Genomic DNA, 14024 nt, shown 5'->3' with positions numbered 1-14024 from the left:
TGTGAATAGACCTTTTGAATCGCCATAAAGAAGAGCACCTATGTTAGAGCACGATCGGCTGATCGCCGCTGAGCCTGAACAGGGGGAGGGGCGCATTGATTACGCGATTCGCCCCAAGCGGCTGGATGACTATATTGGCCAGCCGCGTGTGCGTGAACAACTGGAAATCTTTATCGGCGCCGCACGGCTGCGTGAAGAGAGCCTGGATCACACTCTGGTATTTGGCCCCCCAGGGTTAGGTAAAACGACCCTTGCGCATATTATTGCCACCGAGATGGGCGTCGGTATGAAGTCGACTTCCGGGCCGGTACTCGAGCGGGCAGGCGATCTAGCCGCCATGCTGACTAATTTAGAGCCTGGCGACGTACTCTTTATCGATGAAATTCATCGCCTGTCACCGGTGGTCGAAGAAGTGCTCTACCCGGCCATGGAAGATTTTCAGCTTGATATTATGATTGGCGAAGGGCCTGCGGCACGTTCGATTAAACTGGATCTTCCCCGCTTCACCCTGGTGGGCGCGACTACCCGGGCAGGATTATTGACCTCCCCGCTGCGTGACCGATTTGGTATCGTCCAGCGGCTTGAGTTTTATAACCTGGAAGAGCTAACAGAAATTGTCTCGCGTTCGGCGCGCTTGTTAGGCGTTGAAACCAGCCACGATGGCGCCATTGAAGTGGCCAAGCGTTCAAGGGGCACGCCGCGAATTGCCAACCGACTGCTACGCCGTGTGCGGGATTACGCCGAAATGAAAGGCAACGGCGTCGTCGATGTCGCCATGGCTGATGCGGCTCTCAATATGCTTAATGTGGATCACCACGGCTTGGATCATATGGATCGGCGGCTACTGCTGGCCATGATCGATAAATTTGACGGTGGGCCGGTGGGGATTGACTCACTCGCTGCGGCGATCAGTGAAGAACGTGACACGATCGAAGACGTTATTGAGCCCTATCTTATTCAGCAGGGCTTGATGATGCGCACTCCCCGCGGTCGGGTGGCCACCCGCCAGGCGTGGCTGCACTTTGAGCGCGTGCCCCACGAACAGGCAACCGATATGGAAGGAGAACGCCGTCCGTGAGTAGTTGCACAAGAGAAGGTTACCGACTGCCGCTGCGCGTTTATATGGAAGATACTGACGCAGGCGGCATTGTCTACTACGTTAACTACTTGAAGTTTATGGAGCGTGCGCGCAGTGAATGGCTCCGCCAGTTGGGCCTGAATCAGCAAACGCTGCTAGACGAAGGTACTCAGCTAGTGGTATACCGCTTGGCCTGTCACTACGCGAAACCGGCTTGCTTGGATGACGCGTTGGAAATTAGTGCTCATGTTACCGATGTTGGGCGCTGTCGGATGACATTTGAACAGCAGGTTTGGCGTAATGAGGAACTCCTATGCTCTGCCACAGTCGAGATAGCCTGCTTAAGCACCGAACGTTTACGGCCAAAAGCATGGCCAGCATCGCTTAAAGTTTTGACCCAGGCCTCTTAACCAAGAGGTCACTCACTGCGTCGGCAATCCCGACCCTAATAGATTGATGAGGGCACCTGTGAACGATAACACCATGTCCATTCCCCATTTGATAATGAATGCCAGTACTGTAGTGCAACTGGTAATGCTGCTGCTACTGGTGGGGTCGATCCTCTCTTGGGTAGTGATTTTTCAGCGCAGTATTGCGCTGGGCCGCGCCAAGAAAGAGTACAACCAATTTGAGGAGTCTTTTTGGTCAGGTGTCGACTTAAACGAACTCTATCGTGAGATTCCCGCCGATGACCCGCGCCACGGCGCCGAGCATATTTTTCAAGCCGGTTTTCGTGAATTTAACCGTTTGATGCCTAAAACCCGTGACCCGGATACCGTGCTGGAAGGCGTTCAGCGTAGCATGCGCGTAGCGTGGTCTCGGGAAGAGGATCGCTTAACCCAGCATTTAGTGTTTCTTGCCACGGTAGCCTCAGCTAGCCCCTATATCGGCTTGTTCGGCACTGTATGGGGCATCATGGGGTCGTTTCAGGCACTATCACTGACTCAGCAAGCGACCCTTGCTACGGTGGCTCCCTGGATTGCTGAAGCGCTCATTGCCACAGCCATGGGTCTATTTGCGGCGATTCCAGCGGTGATTTTCTATAACCGACTATCCAACTCGTCTTCTCGCCTGCTGGGCAAATATGAAGACTTTGCCGAAGAGTTTCACGCTATCCTGCACCGCAATTTGCAAGGTCGTGACGGCAAACCGAGCGCCAGCTAAGGGAGAGAGCCATGCAAGGACCATTCAATCGTAGCGGCAAAAGCAAGCCAATGGCGGAGATTAACGTCGTCCCTTTCATTGACATCATGCTGGTACTGCTGGTGGTCTTTATGATCACCGCGCCCATGTTGACCCAGGGCGTACAAGTTGAGTTGCCGCAAGTCACCTCTCAGCCCATTGATATCCAGGAGGATAATGATCCGATCATTATCTCGGTTGATAGCGACGGTGGGTACTTCATCACGCTTGGGGAAGACTCCACGTCGGTGTCGCTGGATGAGATGTCCTCACGAGTGACAACGATTATAGAGCGTCGCCCAGGCACACCGGTAATGGTACGCGGCGACCGTAATGTGGCCTACGGTCAGATTGTCGTCTTGATGAGCACTCTGCAAGGCGCTGGCGTGGCTAATGTGGGGCTGCTATCTGAGCCGTCAAAAGATGGGTAAGGGCAAGGCGCAGCACATGGCACTGAAATCCCCGCGCGATCCTCAAGACGTCGGCTATAAGTGGCCGACTGTTCTGGCGATAGGTGTGCACGTAGCGATTGTAGCGTTTAGCTTGATCAGCCTGCCTAATCGAGACGCAGAACCTGACAGCTCCTCGATCGTACAGGCAACGCTGGTAAGCACCGAAACCTTTACCGACCAGGCGCAGCAAGCAACGGAAGAGCAGGCGGCGATGAATGCGCCTGCTGAAGCCCCCACCGAGCCTGATGCACCGGAAGAGCCTTCAGCTAGTGAACAGCAGGCCGCAGAAGAAGCCGCCCAACAGGCGGCGGAAGCCGAGGCGCAGGCGCTAGAAGAAGCACGTGCGGCTGCGGAAGCTGAGGCCCAACGTAGAGCTGAAGAAGCGGCTGAGCAGGCCGAACAGCAGGCTGCTGAAGCGGCTGAACGTGAAGCCGAAGCGGAAGCTGCCGCAAAGCGCCAGCGTGAAGTGGAAGAGGCACAACGCCAGCAGGAAGCCGCCGAGCAGCAGCAACGCGAAGAGGCAGAAGCAGAACGCCAGCGCGAAGCCGAAGAACAGCAGCGCCGTGAAGCGGAAGAAGCCGAGCGTCAGCGCGAAGCTGAAGAGCAGCAGCGCCGTGAAGCGGAGGAGGCTGAACGCCAACGCGAAGCTGAAGAACAGCGATTGCGTGAGCAAGAGGAGGCTCAGCGAGAGCGAGAGGCCGAAGCACAGCGTCAGCGTGAAGCCGAAGAGCAGCAGCGTCGTGAAGCAGAAGCTGAGCGCCAACGCCAAGCCGCAGAAGCTGCCGAGGCGGCTATGCAGCGCCAACTGGACGGTGAGGCCGAAGCAGCTGCCAATGCCCAGCAGGCTGAGCAGGCTGCAAATAATTTCAGCAACATAATGAAACGAGCTATTGAACAAGCCTGGATAATTCCTGGTGGATCAAGTGATAGTATGCGGGCTTCTGTCAATGTGCGTCTGGGGCCTTCGGGGGAGGTATTATTAGTAAACGTAACATCATCGAGTGGCGATAGTGCCTTTGATCAATCCATTATTCAGGCGGTTGAGCAAGCGGCACCGTTTTCTGAGCTACTACAATTATCAGAAGATCAACAGCGTGAAATCCGACGCAATATCACTTTGAACTTTTCCCCAGGGGGAGTCCGTTGATGCAAACTCAAGTGTTAAAGAAATTTTGGTTATTGTGCTTGCTGTTCACTTTTAGCAGTGTGGCAAGTGCTAACTTAACCATTGAGATCACGCGGGGCAGCGATCAAGCGCTGCCGATTGGTGTCGTGCCGTTTGCCGGTTCAGACGGCCTGCCCGAAGATGTAGCACAGATTGTTCAAGATGACCTTGAACGCAGTGGCTATTTTGCCCCCTTGGCGCGCAGCGCTATGTTTGAGCAGCCTAGCCAATCTGACGATGTGCAGTTCGGTACCTGGCGTTCGCTGGACGTGCGCTATCTGGTCGTCGGCCAGGCAGAACAAACTGACGGTGGCTTTGAACTACAGTTTGAACTGATGGATATCAGTGGTCAGCGTCGAATGATCGGTGAAACCGTGACAGTGAGGGGTAATGACCTGCGCGGTGCTGCACACTATATCAGCGATCAAATTTTTGAAGAGATTACTGATATCCGCGGCGCGTTCTCCACCAAAATTGCTTATGTCACGGCCCAAGGTATCGGTGACGATATGCAGTTTGGTCTGTACGTTGCAGACGCCGATGGCCGCCGTAGTGAGCAGGTATTGACCTCTGATGAACCGATCATGTCACCGGCGTGGTCGCCCGACGGCACCAAGCTCGCCTATGTCTCCTTTGAGACTGAGCGTCCGGCGATCTATATCCAGGATGTGGCGACGGGCCAGCGCGTGCAGGCGACCTCCTTCGATGGCATTAACGGCGCGCCAGCATGGTCACCGGATGGGCGGCGTATCGCCATGTCACTGTCTAAAGATGGCCAGCCTGAAATTTACATTATGGATGTTGCCAACCGTTCAGTAGAACGTATTACCAATAACAACAGTATTGATACGGAGCCCGCTTGGGCGCCGGATGGACGCAGCCTGTTGTTTACCTCTGATCGTAGCGGCGGCCCCCAGCTCTATCAATATACACTGGGTGGCGGAGAGTCCCAGCGCCTGACATTTACCGGTAATTATAATGCGCGTGGCCGCTTCTCGCCGGATGGCGAGCAAATATTCTTGATCCATCGCTCTAGCCGTGGTTATCAAGTAGCAAGGCAAGACCTAAGCGGTGACCGCTTAGTGGTATTGAGTGAATCAACAAGAGATGAATCTCCTAGTGTTGCGCCGAACGGGACCATGGTAATCTTCGCTACCCAGCAGGGTAACAGTGGGGTACTAAGTGCTGTTTCTGCCGATGGTCGCTCTTCATTCAGGCTGCCGTCAGCACAAGGCGATGTTCGTGATCCAGCTTGGTCACCCTTCTTAAATTGATTAACATCAAAATTTCAGTTTTCAGGCAAGGAGTCTGATTATGCAACTTAAACCGTTGGCTCGCTCATTAGCAGCAGCGCTATCTATCGTGGTAATCGCTGGCTGTTCCAGCACCGGCGGAACCCAAGACGGTGACTCGTACGGTAGCCAGGATGGCAGCACGACTGGGTCTAGCACCTCGGGTACAGGCACGGGTAGTCAGTATGGTTCCACCTCTGGTTCAGGCGCTGGTCAGCAGGCTGATTCACGCATCCCAGAAGTACGCACCATCTATTTCGATTACGACCGCGATACAATTAAGAGCGAGTACGAATCCGTGGTAATGGCTCATGCGCGCTATCTGCGTGCTAACCCGAACGCTCAAGTGGTACTCCACGGGCATACTGATGAACGCGGTACCCGTGAATACAACATGGCGCTAGGGGAGCGTCGTGCGAATGCGGTAGAACGCTTCTTGAATATTCAGGGCGTCTCTCCTTCACAAATGAGCGTGGTTAGCTATGGTGAAGAGCGTCCGGCTGTCAATGGCCAAGACGAGAGCGCTTACGCTCAGAACCGCCGTGTTGTATTTAACTACTGAGCATTTAACGATTGAATGCTTAACCACTGATGAATTCGGCGTGCGGCTTATCGCACGCCGTTTACGTCTACGGAGTCATCATGAATCACAGTCTCAAGCGTTACGTTGAGAGGCTGTGCGGTGCGGGAGCCATAGTGCTCCCGCTGTCCGTATTGCCCCTAACGGCCACCGCTCAACAGCCGCTCGTTCAAGATCTTTCCAACTCTTCCAACAGCAGCTTTTACCAGCAAACGCAGCGCCAGGAAGCGTCCAGCGGTAACCTGGTATTGTTTAACCAGGTGCAGGAGCACCAGCAGGAGATCCAGCAGCTGCGTGGTCAAATTGAAGAGTTACGCCACCAGTTGGAACAGCTGCGTCGTCAATCCCAGCAGCAGTATCTCGATATTGAAGACCGCCTGATGAGCAGCGGCCCAACTCAGATTGAGCAGTCAACACCAGCAGTCGAGCCTGAGGCCGCTGAAGAAGTTGTCAACGCGCCTTCGAGCCGCAATGTCAGTGAGGACGCCCAGGCCGATTACCAAGCGGCTTTTGCGCATGTTCAAGCGCGCCGTTTTGATGAGGCGATTGCGGCCTTTGAGGCTTTTGTTAGCGACCATCCTGATACTAGTCTAACGGCTAATGGTCACTACTGGCTGGGCGAGCTATATGCTGCAGAAGGCGAGCTGGATGCCGCCGACCAGGCATTTAGCCGTGTGATCGAGGAGTACAGCGGCAGCAGTAAAGTGCCGGATGCGATCTATAAGCTAGGCTTAGTGAAAGCACGTAAAGGCGAAGCAGAGCGCAGCCGTGAGCTACTCGAGCAAGTGCGCGATGACTACCCGCAAAGCAGTGCCGCGGGCCTTGCCAATGACTTTTTACGCCAATCAGCAAGTTAATATCTTTTGCTTCAAGGAATCAGCATGAGCTGCAAGATCGACTATCAACCAGCGCCCAACCTATTGGAAAATCGCATCGTGTTGGTAACCGGCGCAGGGGACGGGATTGGCCGTGCGGCAGCTTTGAGCTATGCCCAACACGGAGCCACCGTGATTCTATTGGGGCGCACTATTGCCAAGTTAGAGCGCGTTTATGATGAAATCGAAGCGGCCGGCGGCCCCCAGCCAGCGATTTTTCCGCTCAACTTTGAGGGCGCTACGCTAAAAGATTTTCATGATATGGCGGAAACGCTGGATAAAGAGTTTGGCCGTTTGGACGGTGTGTTGCATAACGCTGGGTTGTTGGGTCGCATCACGCCTTTCGAGCAGTATAACCCTGAGCTTTGGCAGCAGGTGATGCAGGTGAATATCAATGGGCCCATCTGGATGACCCAGGCACTATTGCCGCTACTGCAGGCGTCTGACGATGCATCGGTGATATTCACCTCCTCCAGCGTTGGCCGTAAAGGCCGCGCCTACTGGGGAGCGTACTCGGTCTCTAAGTTTGCCACCGAAGGGTTTGTCGAGGTGTTGGCCGACGAATTGGATAGCCAGTCCACTGTACGCGTTAATTCACTCAATCCGGGTGCCACACGGACTCAAATGCGGCGTACCGCGTTCCCCGGTGAGGATCCCTTCACACTACGCACCCCGGAAGACATCATGCCTACCTACTTATGGCTTATGGGGCCAGACAGTGCAGGCACCAACGGTCAAAAGCTTGATGCCCAGCCGCCACGGGTATAGCGCTTACTTTTAAACCCCTTATCAGCACGTCGATGCCCGCCGGTACTTACGCTTGAAATTGTCGCTAGCGTCTGAAACCGTTAAGGGCATCGACCAGCGCGTGACACTCTCCAAACCATAAGTCAGCAGGCCACTGTTGATAGTCATCCTCTGCGCTGATATAGCCGTAGCCAACGGCCACGGCCGTCATCCCCGCAGCGACGGCGGCCTCGATATCCCGTGCATGGTCGCCGATATACCAGCACTGACCCGGCTCAACGCCTAGCCGCCGGGCAGCTTCCCAGAGCGGCTCAGGGGCTGGCTTTTTAACACTCAGGTCATCTGCACATAGTAGGGCGCCCGGCTGAAGCGCCAATGCGTCCAATAACGGTAGCGTATAGCGACGCGGTTTATTGGTCACAATCCCCCAGGGTCGTTGGTTGCCATGCCACTCTTTCAGCCATACATCGAGCGGCGAGAAGACCTGGCTGTGCACCGCGACCGCCTGCTCGTAGGCATCCAGCAAGAACTGGCGTGCTTGAGTATGTCCATCCGCTGTCGCTTCTAACCCTAGCGCCAGCGTCACCAGCGCACTACCGCCGTTAGAGACCTGGCGGCGGATCACTTCAAAGGGAAGTGGCTCTAAGTCGTGGTGAATACGTAGCGCATTGGTTGCGTGGGCTAAATCTGGAGCGGTATCGACCAGGGTGCCGTCTAGATCGAAGAGAATCGCTTGGGGCGCTTGCATCGGCATTTAATCGCTCACCTTACGGCAGTACATCATGTAGTTGACCGAAACATCATGGCTTACCAAACGATAGTGCCGGGTTAGCGGATTGTAGGTAAGCCCCGTCTGCTCACGCACTTCTAAGCCACAGTCGCGAGACCAGGCGGCCATTTCTGAAGGGCGAATAAATTTCGCGTAGTTATGCGTACCCCGGGGGAGCAGTCTAAGCACGTACTCGGCGCCTAGAATGGCAAACGCATAGGACTTGGCGGTGCGATTCAGCGTAGAGAAAAACACATAGCCGCCAGGGCGAACCAGGGCGCTGCAGGCACGAATGACGGAGGCGGGGTCGGGTACGTGCTCAAGCATCTCCATGCAGGTCACTGCATCGTAAAAACCGGGCTTTTGAGCCGCCATGGCTTCCACACTGATGTGCTGATAATCGATCTCGACACCGCGATCTTCCGCGTGCAGCCTAGCCACCGCTAAAGGTGCTTCACCGAGATCAATACCAGTTACTTTAGCCCCGCGGTTGGCCATTGATTCGCTCAAAATGCCGCCGCCACAGCCCACATCCAGCACTTTTTTTCCTGCCAAGCCCGCACGCGCATCAATAAAATCGAGCCGCAAAGGGTTAATCTCGTGGAGTGGTTTAAATTCACCCTGCGGATCCCACCAGCGGCTAGCAAGCGCTTCAAATTTGGCGACTTCTGCTGCATCGACATTGCCTTGATAGTGACCAGCAGTGCTATCCTGTGGTGTCGCTTGCATGTTGTGACTCCCATTGTCGTTACGCATTAAGCGAAGAGTTGACGCTTAGTTACTGGTTATTATCCATTTGCACTGGTTATCGTCCATTGGCGAGGTGGCATCCATCCACGCCTTCAGTATTATGGACATTCTAACCACTCCTGTGTCGGAACGCATGAAAAGGACCTCTTTATGATTCGCAAGGCCGTACTTCCTGTTGCTGGGTTTGGCACCCGCTGCTTACCGGCTTCGAAGGCTATTCCCAAGGAGATGATTACGATTGTCGATAGGCCGGTTATTCAATATGTGGTCGAAGAAGCCATTGCCGCGGGTATTCGTGAGATTGTGCTGGTCACCAGTAGTAATAAAAGCGCTATTGAAAACCACTTTGACACCCACGCCGAGCTAGAAGCCAGCCTGGAAGCGAAAGGTAAACACGAGCTTTTGGCGATGTTGCGCAATTTGGTGCCTGATGATGTCAGCATTATCAGTATTCGTCAGGGTGTACCGCTGGGGTTAGGCCATGCGGTGCTATGCGCTCGCCCGATCATCGGCGACGACGAACCTTTTGCAGTGCTGCTTCCCGATGTGCTGGTCGACAACAGCGCCAACCAAACGACCGACTTGGCCGGCATGTTGGCAGCTTATGATCAACAGCAAACGGCGCAGCTAATGGTGGAAGAGGTGGCTTGGGAGCAAGTTGAGAAGTATGGCATCGTGGCACCCGCTGGCGATGTGCCTGCACCTAACCAATCGGCAGATCTTGTGGGAATGGTGGAAAAGCCAAAGCGCGATGCAGCGCCTTCAAACCTAGCCGTGATTGGTCGCTACGCGCTGCCAGGCCATATTTTCTCCATTTTAGAAGCCACCAAGCCCGGTGCCGGTGGCGAAATTCAGCTCACTGATGCGCTGGAGACCCTGCGCGAACAGTCGGGGGTGCAGGCATACCGTATGCAGGGCACGACCTACGATTGTGGCCAGCCGCTGGGTTATCTTGAAGCCACACTTGCCTACGCGCGTCGTCACCCCGAGTTTGGTGAGGGTTTCCAAGCCCTGTTATCACGTTACCAACAAGGAGAGTAACCCATGCGGGTGTTGCTTTACGGTAGCGAATTGAGCGCAGCGACGGCCGCCGCTGCGTTGGCCTGGGTCGGGCATCAGGTGCAGTGGTTGCCGCACGCTGACGCCCCCTGGTCAGCACTTTCCCGAGTGGACTGGCTGCGCAGCGAACCTCAGCTGATGGCTCATCTGGAGCAGGGTTTGGCGGATGGGACACTGGAGGTCATTGAGCAGCTTAAAGAGGCGCGCACGCCTGAAGTGATCTGGCTGGCGTTATCTCCTGCGCAGCGTAGTTCAGCCAGTGCGTTGGTTGAAGACCCGCTATTGGTCGATCAGCAGGGCATAGTGCTTATCAATAATTCAACGTTTCCGGTCGGCGAGACCGAGCGCCTGCATGCACTGATGGGCATGCAGCACACCAGCGTGGCACTCCCAGATACGTTGGAAGAGGGGCGGGCGTGGGAGTCGTTTACCCGCCCCACTAGGCGGCTGCTAGGTTGCGATGATGCCACTGGTGAGCAGGTGACCAGGGAACTATTACGCGCCTTTAATCGCCGCAGCGAAGTATTTCAGTGTATGCCGCGCCGCGCTGCAGAGCTCACCAAGCTGGCAATTAACGGCATGCTGGCTACCCGTATCAGTTATATGAATGAAATTGCTGGCTTGGCTGATACCCTGGGGGTGGATGTTGAACATGTCCGCCAGGGAATGGGCGCTGACTCACGGATCGGGTTTGAGTATCTCTACCCCGGATGTGGGTTTGGCGGGCCGAATTTCTCCCGGGATTTGATGCGCTTGGCCGATGTGCAACTGCAAAGTGGTCGCTATTCAGCACTGCTTGAGCAGGTAATGGATATTAACGAGCAGAAGAAAGAGACCCTGTTTCGCAAACTGTGGGCTCACTTTGCAGGTGAGCTGGCGGGTAAAACCGTGGCGATATGGGGTGCGGCGTTTAAGCCCGGCACAGCGCGTATTGACCACGCCCCGGTATTAACGCTGCTAGAGGCGCTTTGGGCGCAAGGAATTAAAGTTCAGCTCCACGACCCAGCAGCAGTGCCAGCTCTTCATGCCTTGGTGGGCGAACGTGACGACCTGCGCACCTATACGCATGACCCTTACCAAGCCTGTGAGGGGGCCGATGTACTGATGCTGGTGACTGAATGGAAAACGTATTGGAACCCGGACTGGCACCGACTCGGCTCGCTTTTAAACGCTAAGCTCGTACTAGACGGACGCAATATTTACGACCCTGAGTTCGTTGCCAGCTGTGGATTAATGTACCGAGGTATTGGCCGCCGTGCCGACCCGAAGACTCTTTGAGGAAATGTCATGCCAGACGCTACCGCATCCTCTCGTATTGTGCCCGATGTGGATCAAAGCTTGACGGCGCAACACTTGCGTCACCGAAAGGGGCCCACGCTATGGCCACTATGGCTATGTTTGCTACTGATCATTGCGCTTATGGGCGCGGCGGCGGCTGGACTTTGGTATGAACGTGAACGACTGCTGGGTGAGCTACACCGGGTAAGTGGGGAAGTCTCCAATGTGCACGCTCGGTTGGATTCGGATGACACGGATGTACAAGATACGATAACCTTTGTACAAGCTCAGATGTCGACGCTTTTCCAAGAGCAGGAGCAGCTGTCAGTGTCGTTGGCCGCTACTCGGGAAGAGTTGTACGGTTTTCTCACTTCTAGCGAGGATACTGTCTCTAGTGATTCCATCAATACACTGTTGCGGCAGTTGTCTCAACTTAGAGAGCAAGCCGAACTGCGCGACAGTCAATTAATGGCGGTGAGGGAATCTCTTGACGCCTTGGAACAAACGGGTTCCTCGGGTCGTCAAAATCTTGTTGAGGAAGTCTCCCATCTGGAGCAATTGACCGAACGGCGCATCAATGGCCTGGATAGTCAGCTCAACAGTGTCAGTAGCGCTTGGGAAGAGCAGCTATCAGCACAAAGAGCAGCGTTCGAGGCACGCTTTAATGAGCTGGAAACATCCGTTGCAGAGATAGAAGCACCCGCAGATCAAGCAGCCCTGGAAGCATTGGAGCAGGAGTGGTCTCAACGGCTGAATTCGCTGGAAAGCGATGTGCGCCAAGTACGCCAGGCGCAGCTTGCTTTCAGTGCCCAGCTAGAGATGTTGCGTTAATAAGGCGCGACGGAAGTATGAGTGTGATTGCTTAATCTTTAACATGCTAATGCGTTGAAATGCTTAGGCGATGAAGCCGCTGATTTAGGTTGGGATAAAAATGTATGGGAAGACAACGGCGATGGACATCAGCCACAAAGCGCACCGTTACTGTTGTGCTACCGCTGTTATGCGTATCACCTAGCGCATGGGCATTAGAAGCGACTGTCACGGGTGTTACCGATGAGGTCGAAGGCAACATCCAAGCCTACTTACAGAATATCGATGCGGCACAATATACCGAGGTGCGTTTAGAGGGTGAGATCCGCCGACGCACCGAGGAAGCAATGCGTGTTTACGGCTATTACGAACCCGAGATAACCCTTGAGCGCGCCACTGATAAACGTGCGTGGCTGGAAATCGAGCCCGGCCCTCAGGTTGAAATTGAAATTCTGTCAATCAATGTGGAAGGCGATGCGAGTGAAGACCCACCTTTCCAACAGGCCGTAGAGGACTTTCCCTTGGAAGAAGGGGATGTGTTGCGGCACGCCCCCTGGGATCGATTAAGCAGCCAGTTTTCGGGGCTGGCTATTGAGCGCGGTTACTTTGACTGGGGGTTTACCGATCGACGCATGGAAGTGCGTCCGTATCTGCAAAGTGCGCGCCTGTATATGGATTTTGACAGTGGCCCACGCTACCAATTTGGTGAATCCTCCATTACCGGAAGCCATATTGAGCTTGATCGATTGCGTCGCATGCAGCCCTTCGAGCCGGGCGACCCCTATTTGGCGCAGACCCTGGCAGACTATAATCGGTCGCTTGCGGAAACCGGCTGGTTTAGCTCGGTCTCGGTGCGTCCGCGCCTTGAGACCGCCCAAGAGTTGGTTATTTCTCCTCCTGGCGGTGGTGCCCCCTGGTGGAGTGAAGCCACCGCCTCTCAGCCGGAGCGCCCGAGAGTCACCAGTGCTGCTTTGGCCAGCGCGCTAAGTCTTAATAAGCCCAGTGATACCCAATTGCCTATCGATGTCAGTGTTGAACCTGCTGATCGCCATCAGTTTGAAGTGGGTATTGGTTACGCCACCGATGTAGGGCCACGGCTGCGCTTTGGTTGGGATCAACCATGGATTAACCGCTTTGGTCATAGCCTTGATCACGACCTCTATTTATCTGCCCCAGAGCAGCGTTTTACCGGGGTATATAATGTGCCACTGGAAGACCCGCTTCGCGACAGCTATCGGCTTCAGTACGGGGTTCGTAATGTCGATGACAGCGACACCAAGTCGTTAGAAGGCACTGTCGAGCTAGCCCGGCGTTGGGAGTTTGATAACGATTGGGTGCAAACGATCTATTTCCGCACTACTTATGAAGACTTTGAACAGGGCGGCGAAGCGGATCAAGTATGGCTGTTTTATCCAGGTATTCAGTGGTCGCGTACGCGGACACGCCCTCAGCGCTTTCCGTTATGGGGTGATCGCCAGCAGCTCTCGTTAGAGTATTCGGATACCGTTTGGGGTTCGGATGCGACATTCGCTCGTATCACGGGGGATACGGAGTGGATCCGCATGATTGGCAACGATAACCGCTTCTTGGCACGTATTAGCTTAGGCGCCATTGAAACCGATGATTTTGCCAAAATACCGCCATCGCTGCGCTTTTTCGCGGGTGGCGACCGCAGTGTGCGTGGTTACTCCTATGAGAGCTTATCTCCCCGCAACGACGAGGGCCGACTGCGAGGTGGGCAGCAAATGCTCACCTCGACCCTGGAGTATCAGCGTCGCGTGACGGGGGATTGGTGGGGGGCCACGTTTATAGATAACGGCAATGCGTTTGATAACTGGGGGCCTAATGATTTGAAAACGGGCGCCGGGGTCGGGGTACGTTGGGTCTCGCCGGTGGGGCCAATTCGTTTTGACATCGCCCACCCTTTTGACCACGAAGACGATTGGCGTTTGCACTTTTCTATCGGACCGGAATTCTAGGAGAGAGA

Annotated in this window: 15 protein-coding genes; 13 read left to right on the top strand and 2 right to left on the bottom strand. The window is 54.9% G+C overall.

Annotation, left to right across the window (positions count from 1 at the left end):
• Positions 1 to 40 precede the first annotated feature (40 nt).
• The 9 genes from ruvB to HZS52_RS16950 all read left to right on the top strand — a co-directional run bounded on the left by ruvB (position 41) and on the right by HZS52_RS16950 (position 7392).
• Positions 41 to 1078 carry a Holliday junction branch migration DNA helicase RuvB gene (gene ruvB / locus HZS52_RS16990; protein WP_190373210.1) on the top strand — a complete coding sequence of 346 codons (1038 nt, stop codon included), beginning with the start codon at positions 41 to 43 and terminating at the stop codon, positions 1076 to 1078.
• Positions 1075 to 1488 (top strand): tol-pal system-associated acyl-CoA thioesterase, encoded by a 414-nt coding sequence (ybgC, locus tag HZS52_RS16985; protein ID WP_190373209.1) that lies wholly within the window; start codon positions 1075 to 1077, stop codon positions 1486 to 1488. Before ruvB ends, ybgC begins: the two co-directional genes overlap by 4 nt.
• A gap of 58 nt (positions 1489 to 1546) precedes the next feature.
• Positions 1547 to 2242, top strand: a complete 696-nt coding sequence (gene tolQ, locus HZS52_RS16980) for a protein TolQ (protein ID WP_007114222.1) — start codon at positions 1547 to 1549, stop codon at positions 2240 to 2242.
• Positions 2243 to 2253: 11 nt separating this feature from the next.
• A complete protein-coding gene (tolR, locus tag HZS52_RS16975; RefSeq protein WP_022523488.1) occupies positions 2254 to 2691 on the top strand; it encodes a protein TolR in 438 nt (145 codons plus the stop codon).
• A gap of 16 nt (positions 2692 to 2707) precedes the next feature.
• Positions 2708 to 3859 carry a cell envelope integrity protein TolA gene (gene tolA / locus HZS52_RS16970; protein WP_223827949.1) on the top strand — a complete coding sequence of 384 codons (1152 nt, stop codon included), beginning with the start codon at positions 2708 to 2710 and terminating at the stop codon, positions 3857 to 3859.
• Positions 3859 to 5151, top strand: coding sequence for a Tol-Pal system beta propeller repeat protein TolB (gene tolB / locus HZS52_RS16965; protein WP_022523486.1), 1293 nt, complete (start codon positions 3859 to 3861; stop codon positions 5149 to 5151). Before tolA ends, tolB begins: the two co-directional genes overlap by 1 nt.
• 40 nt (positions 5152 to 5191) lie before the next feature.
• Positions 5192 to 5731 (top strand): peptidoglycan-associated lipoprotein Pal, encoded by a 540-nt coding sequence (gene pal / locus HZS52_RS16960; RefSeq protein WP_009286695.1) that lies wholly within the window; start codon positions 5192 to 5194, stop codon positions 5729 to 5731.
• An 80-nt stretch (positions 5732 to 5811) separates the two neighbouring features.
• Entirely contained in the window at positions 5812 to 6606 is a 795-nt protein-coding gene (gene ybgF / locus HZS52_RS16955) for a tol-pal system protein YbgF (protein WP_022523484.1), read from the top strand.
• Between the two features lie 24 nt (positions 6607 to 6630).
• A complete protein-coding gene (locus HZS52_RS16950; RefSeq protein ID WP_190373208.1) occupies positions 6631 to 7392 on the top strand; it encodes a YciK family oxidoreductase in 762 nt (253 codons plus the stop codon).
• A 64-nt stretch (positions 7393 to 7456) separates the two neighbouring features.
• Here the strand turns inward: HZS52_RS16950 and HZS52_RS16945 are convergent, their stop codons facing one another.
• The gene (locus HZS52_RS16945) at positions 7457 to 8125 is read right to left on the bottom strand and encodes an HAD-IA family hydrolase (protein ID WP_022523482.1); all 669 of its coding nucleotides are present in this window, start codon (positions 8123 to 8125) and stop codon (positions 7457 to 7459) included.
• Positions 8126 to 8869 (bottom strand): bifunctional 2-polyprenyl-6-hydroxyphenol methylase/3-demethylubiquinol 3-O-methyltransferase UbiG, encoded by a 744-nt coding sequence (gene ubiG / locus HZS52_RS16940; protein WP_022523481.1) that lies wholly within the window; start codon positions 8867 to 8869, stop codon positions 8126 to 8128.
• 171 nt (positions 8870 to 9040) lie between these two features.
• Here ubiG and galU point away from each other — a divergent pair, with 171 nt between their 5' ends.
• From galU to tamA, 4 genes are all read left to right on the top strand, one after another.
• Complete coding sequence (gene galU / locus HZS52_RS16935; RefSeq protein WP_022523480.1) at positions 9041 to 9931, top strand: UTP--glucose-1-phosphate uridylyltransferase GalU; 891 nt, start codon at positions 9041 to 9043, stop codon at positions 9929 to 9931.
• Positions 9932 to 9934: 3 nt separating this feature from the next.
• On the top strand, positions 9935 to 11227 hold the full coding sequence (locus HZS52_RS16930; RefSeq protein WP_022523479.1) for a nucleotide sugar dehydrogenase: 1293 nt from the start codon (positions 9935 to 9937) through the stop codon (positions 11225 to 11227).
• Between the two features lie 9 nt (positions 11228 to 11236).
• Positions 11237 to 12058: a hypothetical protein gene (locus HZS52_RS16925; RefSeq protein ID WP_022523478.1), complete on the top strand. Its 822-nt coding sequence runs from the start codon at positions 11237 to 11239 to the stop codon at positions 12056 to 12058.
• Positions 12059 to 12162: 104 nt separating this feature from the next.
• Positions 12163 to 14016, top strand: a complete 1854-nt coding sequence (tamA, locus tag HZS52_RS16920) for an autotransporter assembly complex protein TamA (protein WP_190373207.1) — start codon at positions 12163 to 12165, stop codon at positions 14014 to 14016.
• The last annotated feature ends 8 nt before the right edge of the window (positions 14017 to 14024 follow it).

Source organism: Vreelandella titanicae, assembly GCF_014697095.1.
Classification (GTDB): Bacteria; Pseudomonadota; Gammaproteobacteria; order Pseudomonadales; family Halomonadaceae; genus Vreelandella; species Vreelandella titanicae.
The sequence above is the reverse complement of the archived record's forward strand: the minus strand, read 5'-3'. Positions and strand labels throughout refer to the sequence as shown.

Excerpts from the sequence above, each read along its gene's own strand:
- HZS52_RS16930 (WP_022523479.1), top strand. The coding sequence starts at position 9,935 with ATGCGGGTGTTGCTTTACGGTAGCGAATTGAGCGCAGCGACGGCCGCC.
- HZS52_RS16945 (WP_022523482.1), bottom strand. The coding sequence starts at position 8,125 with ATGCCGATGCAAGCGCCCCAAGCGATTCTCTTCGATCTAGACGGCACC.
- HZS52_RS16950 (WP_190373208.1), top strand. The coding sequence starts at position 6,631 with ATGAGCTGCAAGATCGACTATCAACCAGCGCCCAACCTATTGGAAAAT.
- ybgF (WP_022523484.1), top strand. The coding sequence starts at position 5,812 with ATGAATCACAGTCTCAAGCGTTACGTTGAGAGGCTGTGCGGTGCGGGA.
- galU (WP_022523480.1), top strand. The coding sequence starts at position 9,041 with ATGATTCGCAAGGCCGTACTTCCTGTTGCTGGGTTTGGCACCCGCTGC.
- tolA (WP_223827949.1), top strand. The coding sequence starts at position 2,708 with ATGGCACTGAAATCCCCGCGCGATCCTCAAGACGTCGGCTATAAGTGG.
- ruvB (WP_190373210.1), top strand. The coding sequence starts at position 41 with ATGTTAGAGCACGATCGGCTGATCGCCGCTGAGCCTGAACAGGGGGAG.
- ubiG (WP_022523481.1), bottom strand. The coding sequence starts at position 8,869 with ATGCAAGCGACACCACAGGATAGCACTGCTGGTCACTATCAAGGCAAT.
- HZS52_RS16925 (WP_022523478.1), top strand. The coding sequence starts at position 11,237 with ATGCCAGACGCTACCGCATCCTCTCGTATTGTGCCCGATGTGGATCAA.
- pal (WP_009286695.1), top strand. The coding sequence starts at position 5,192 with ATGCAACTTAAACCGTTGGCTCGCTCATTAGCAGCAGCGCTATCTATC.
- tolR (WP_022523488.1), top strand. The coding sequence starts at position 2,254 with ATGCAAGGACCATTCAATCGTAGCGGCAAAAGCAAGCCAATGGCGGAG.
- tamA (WP_190373207.1), top strand. The coding sequence starts at position 12,163 with ATGGGAAGACAACGGCGATGGACATCAGCCACAAAGCGCACCGTTACT.
- tolB (WP_022523486.1), top strand. The coding sequence starts at position 3,859 with ATGCAAACTCAAGTGTTAAAGAAATTTTGGTTATTGTGCTTGCTGTTC.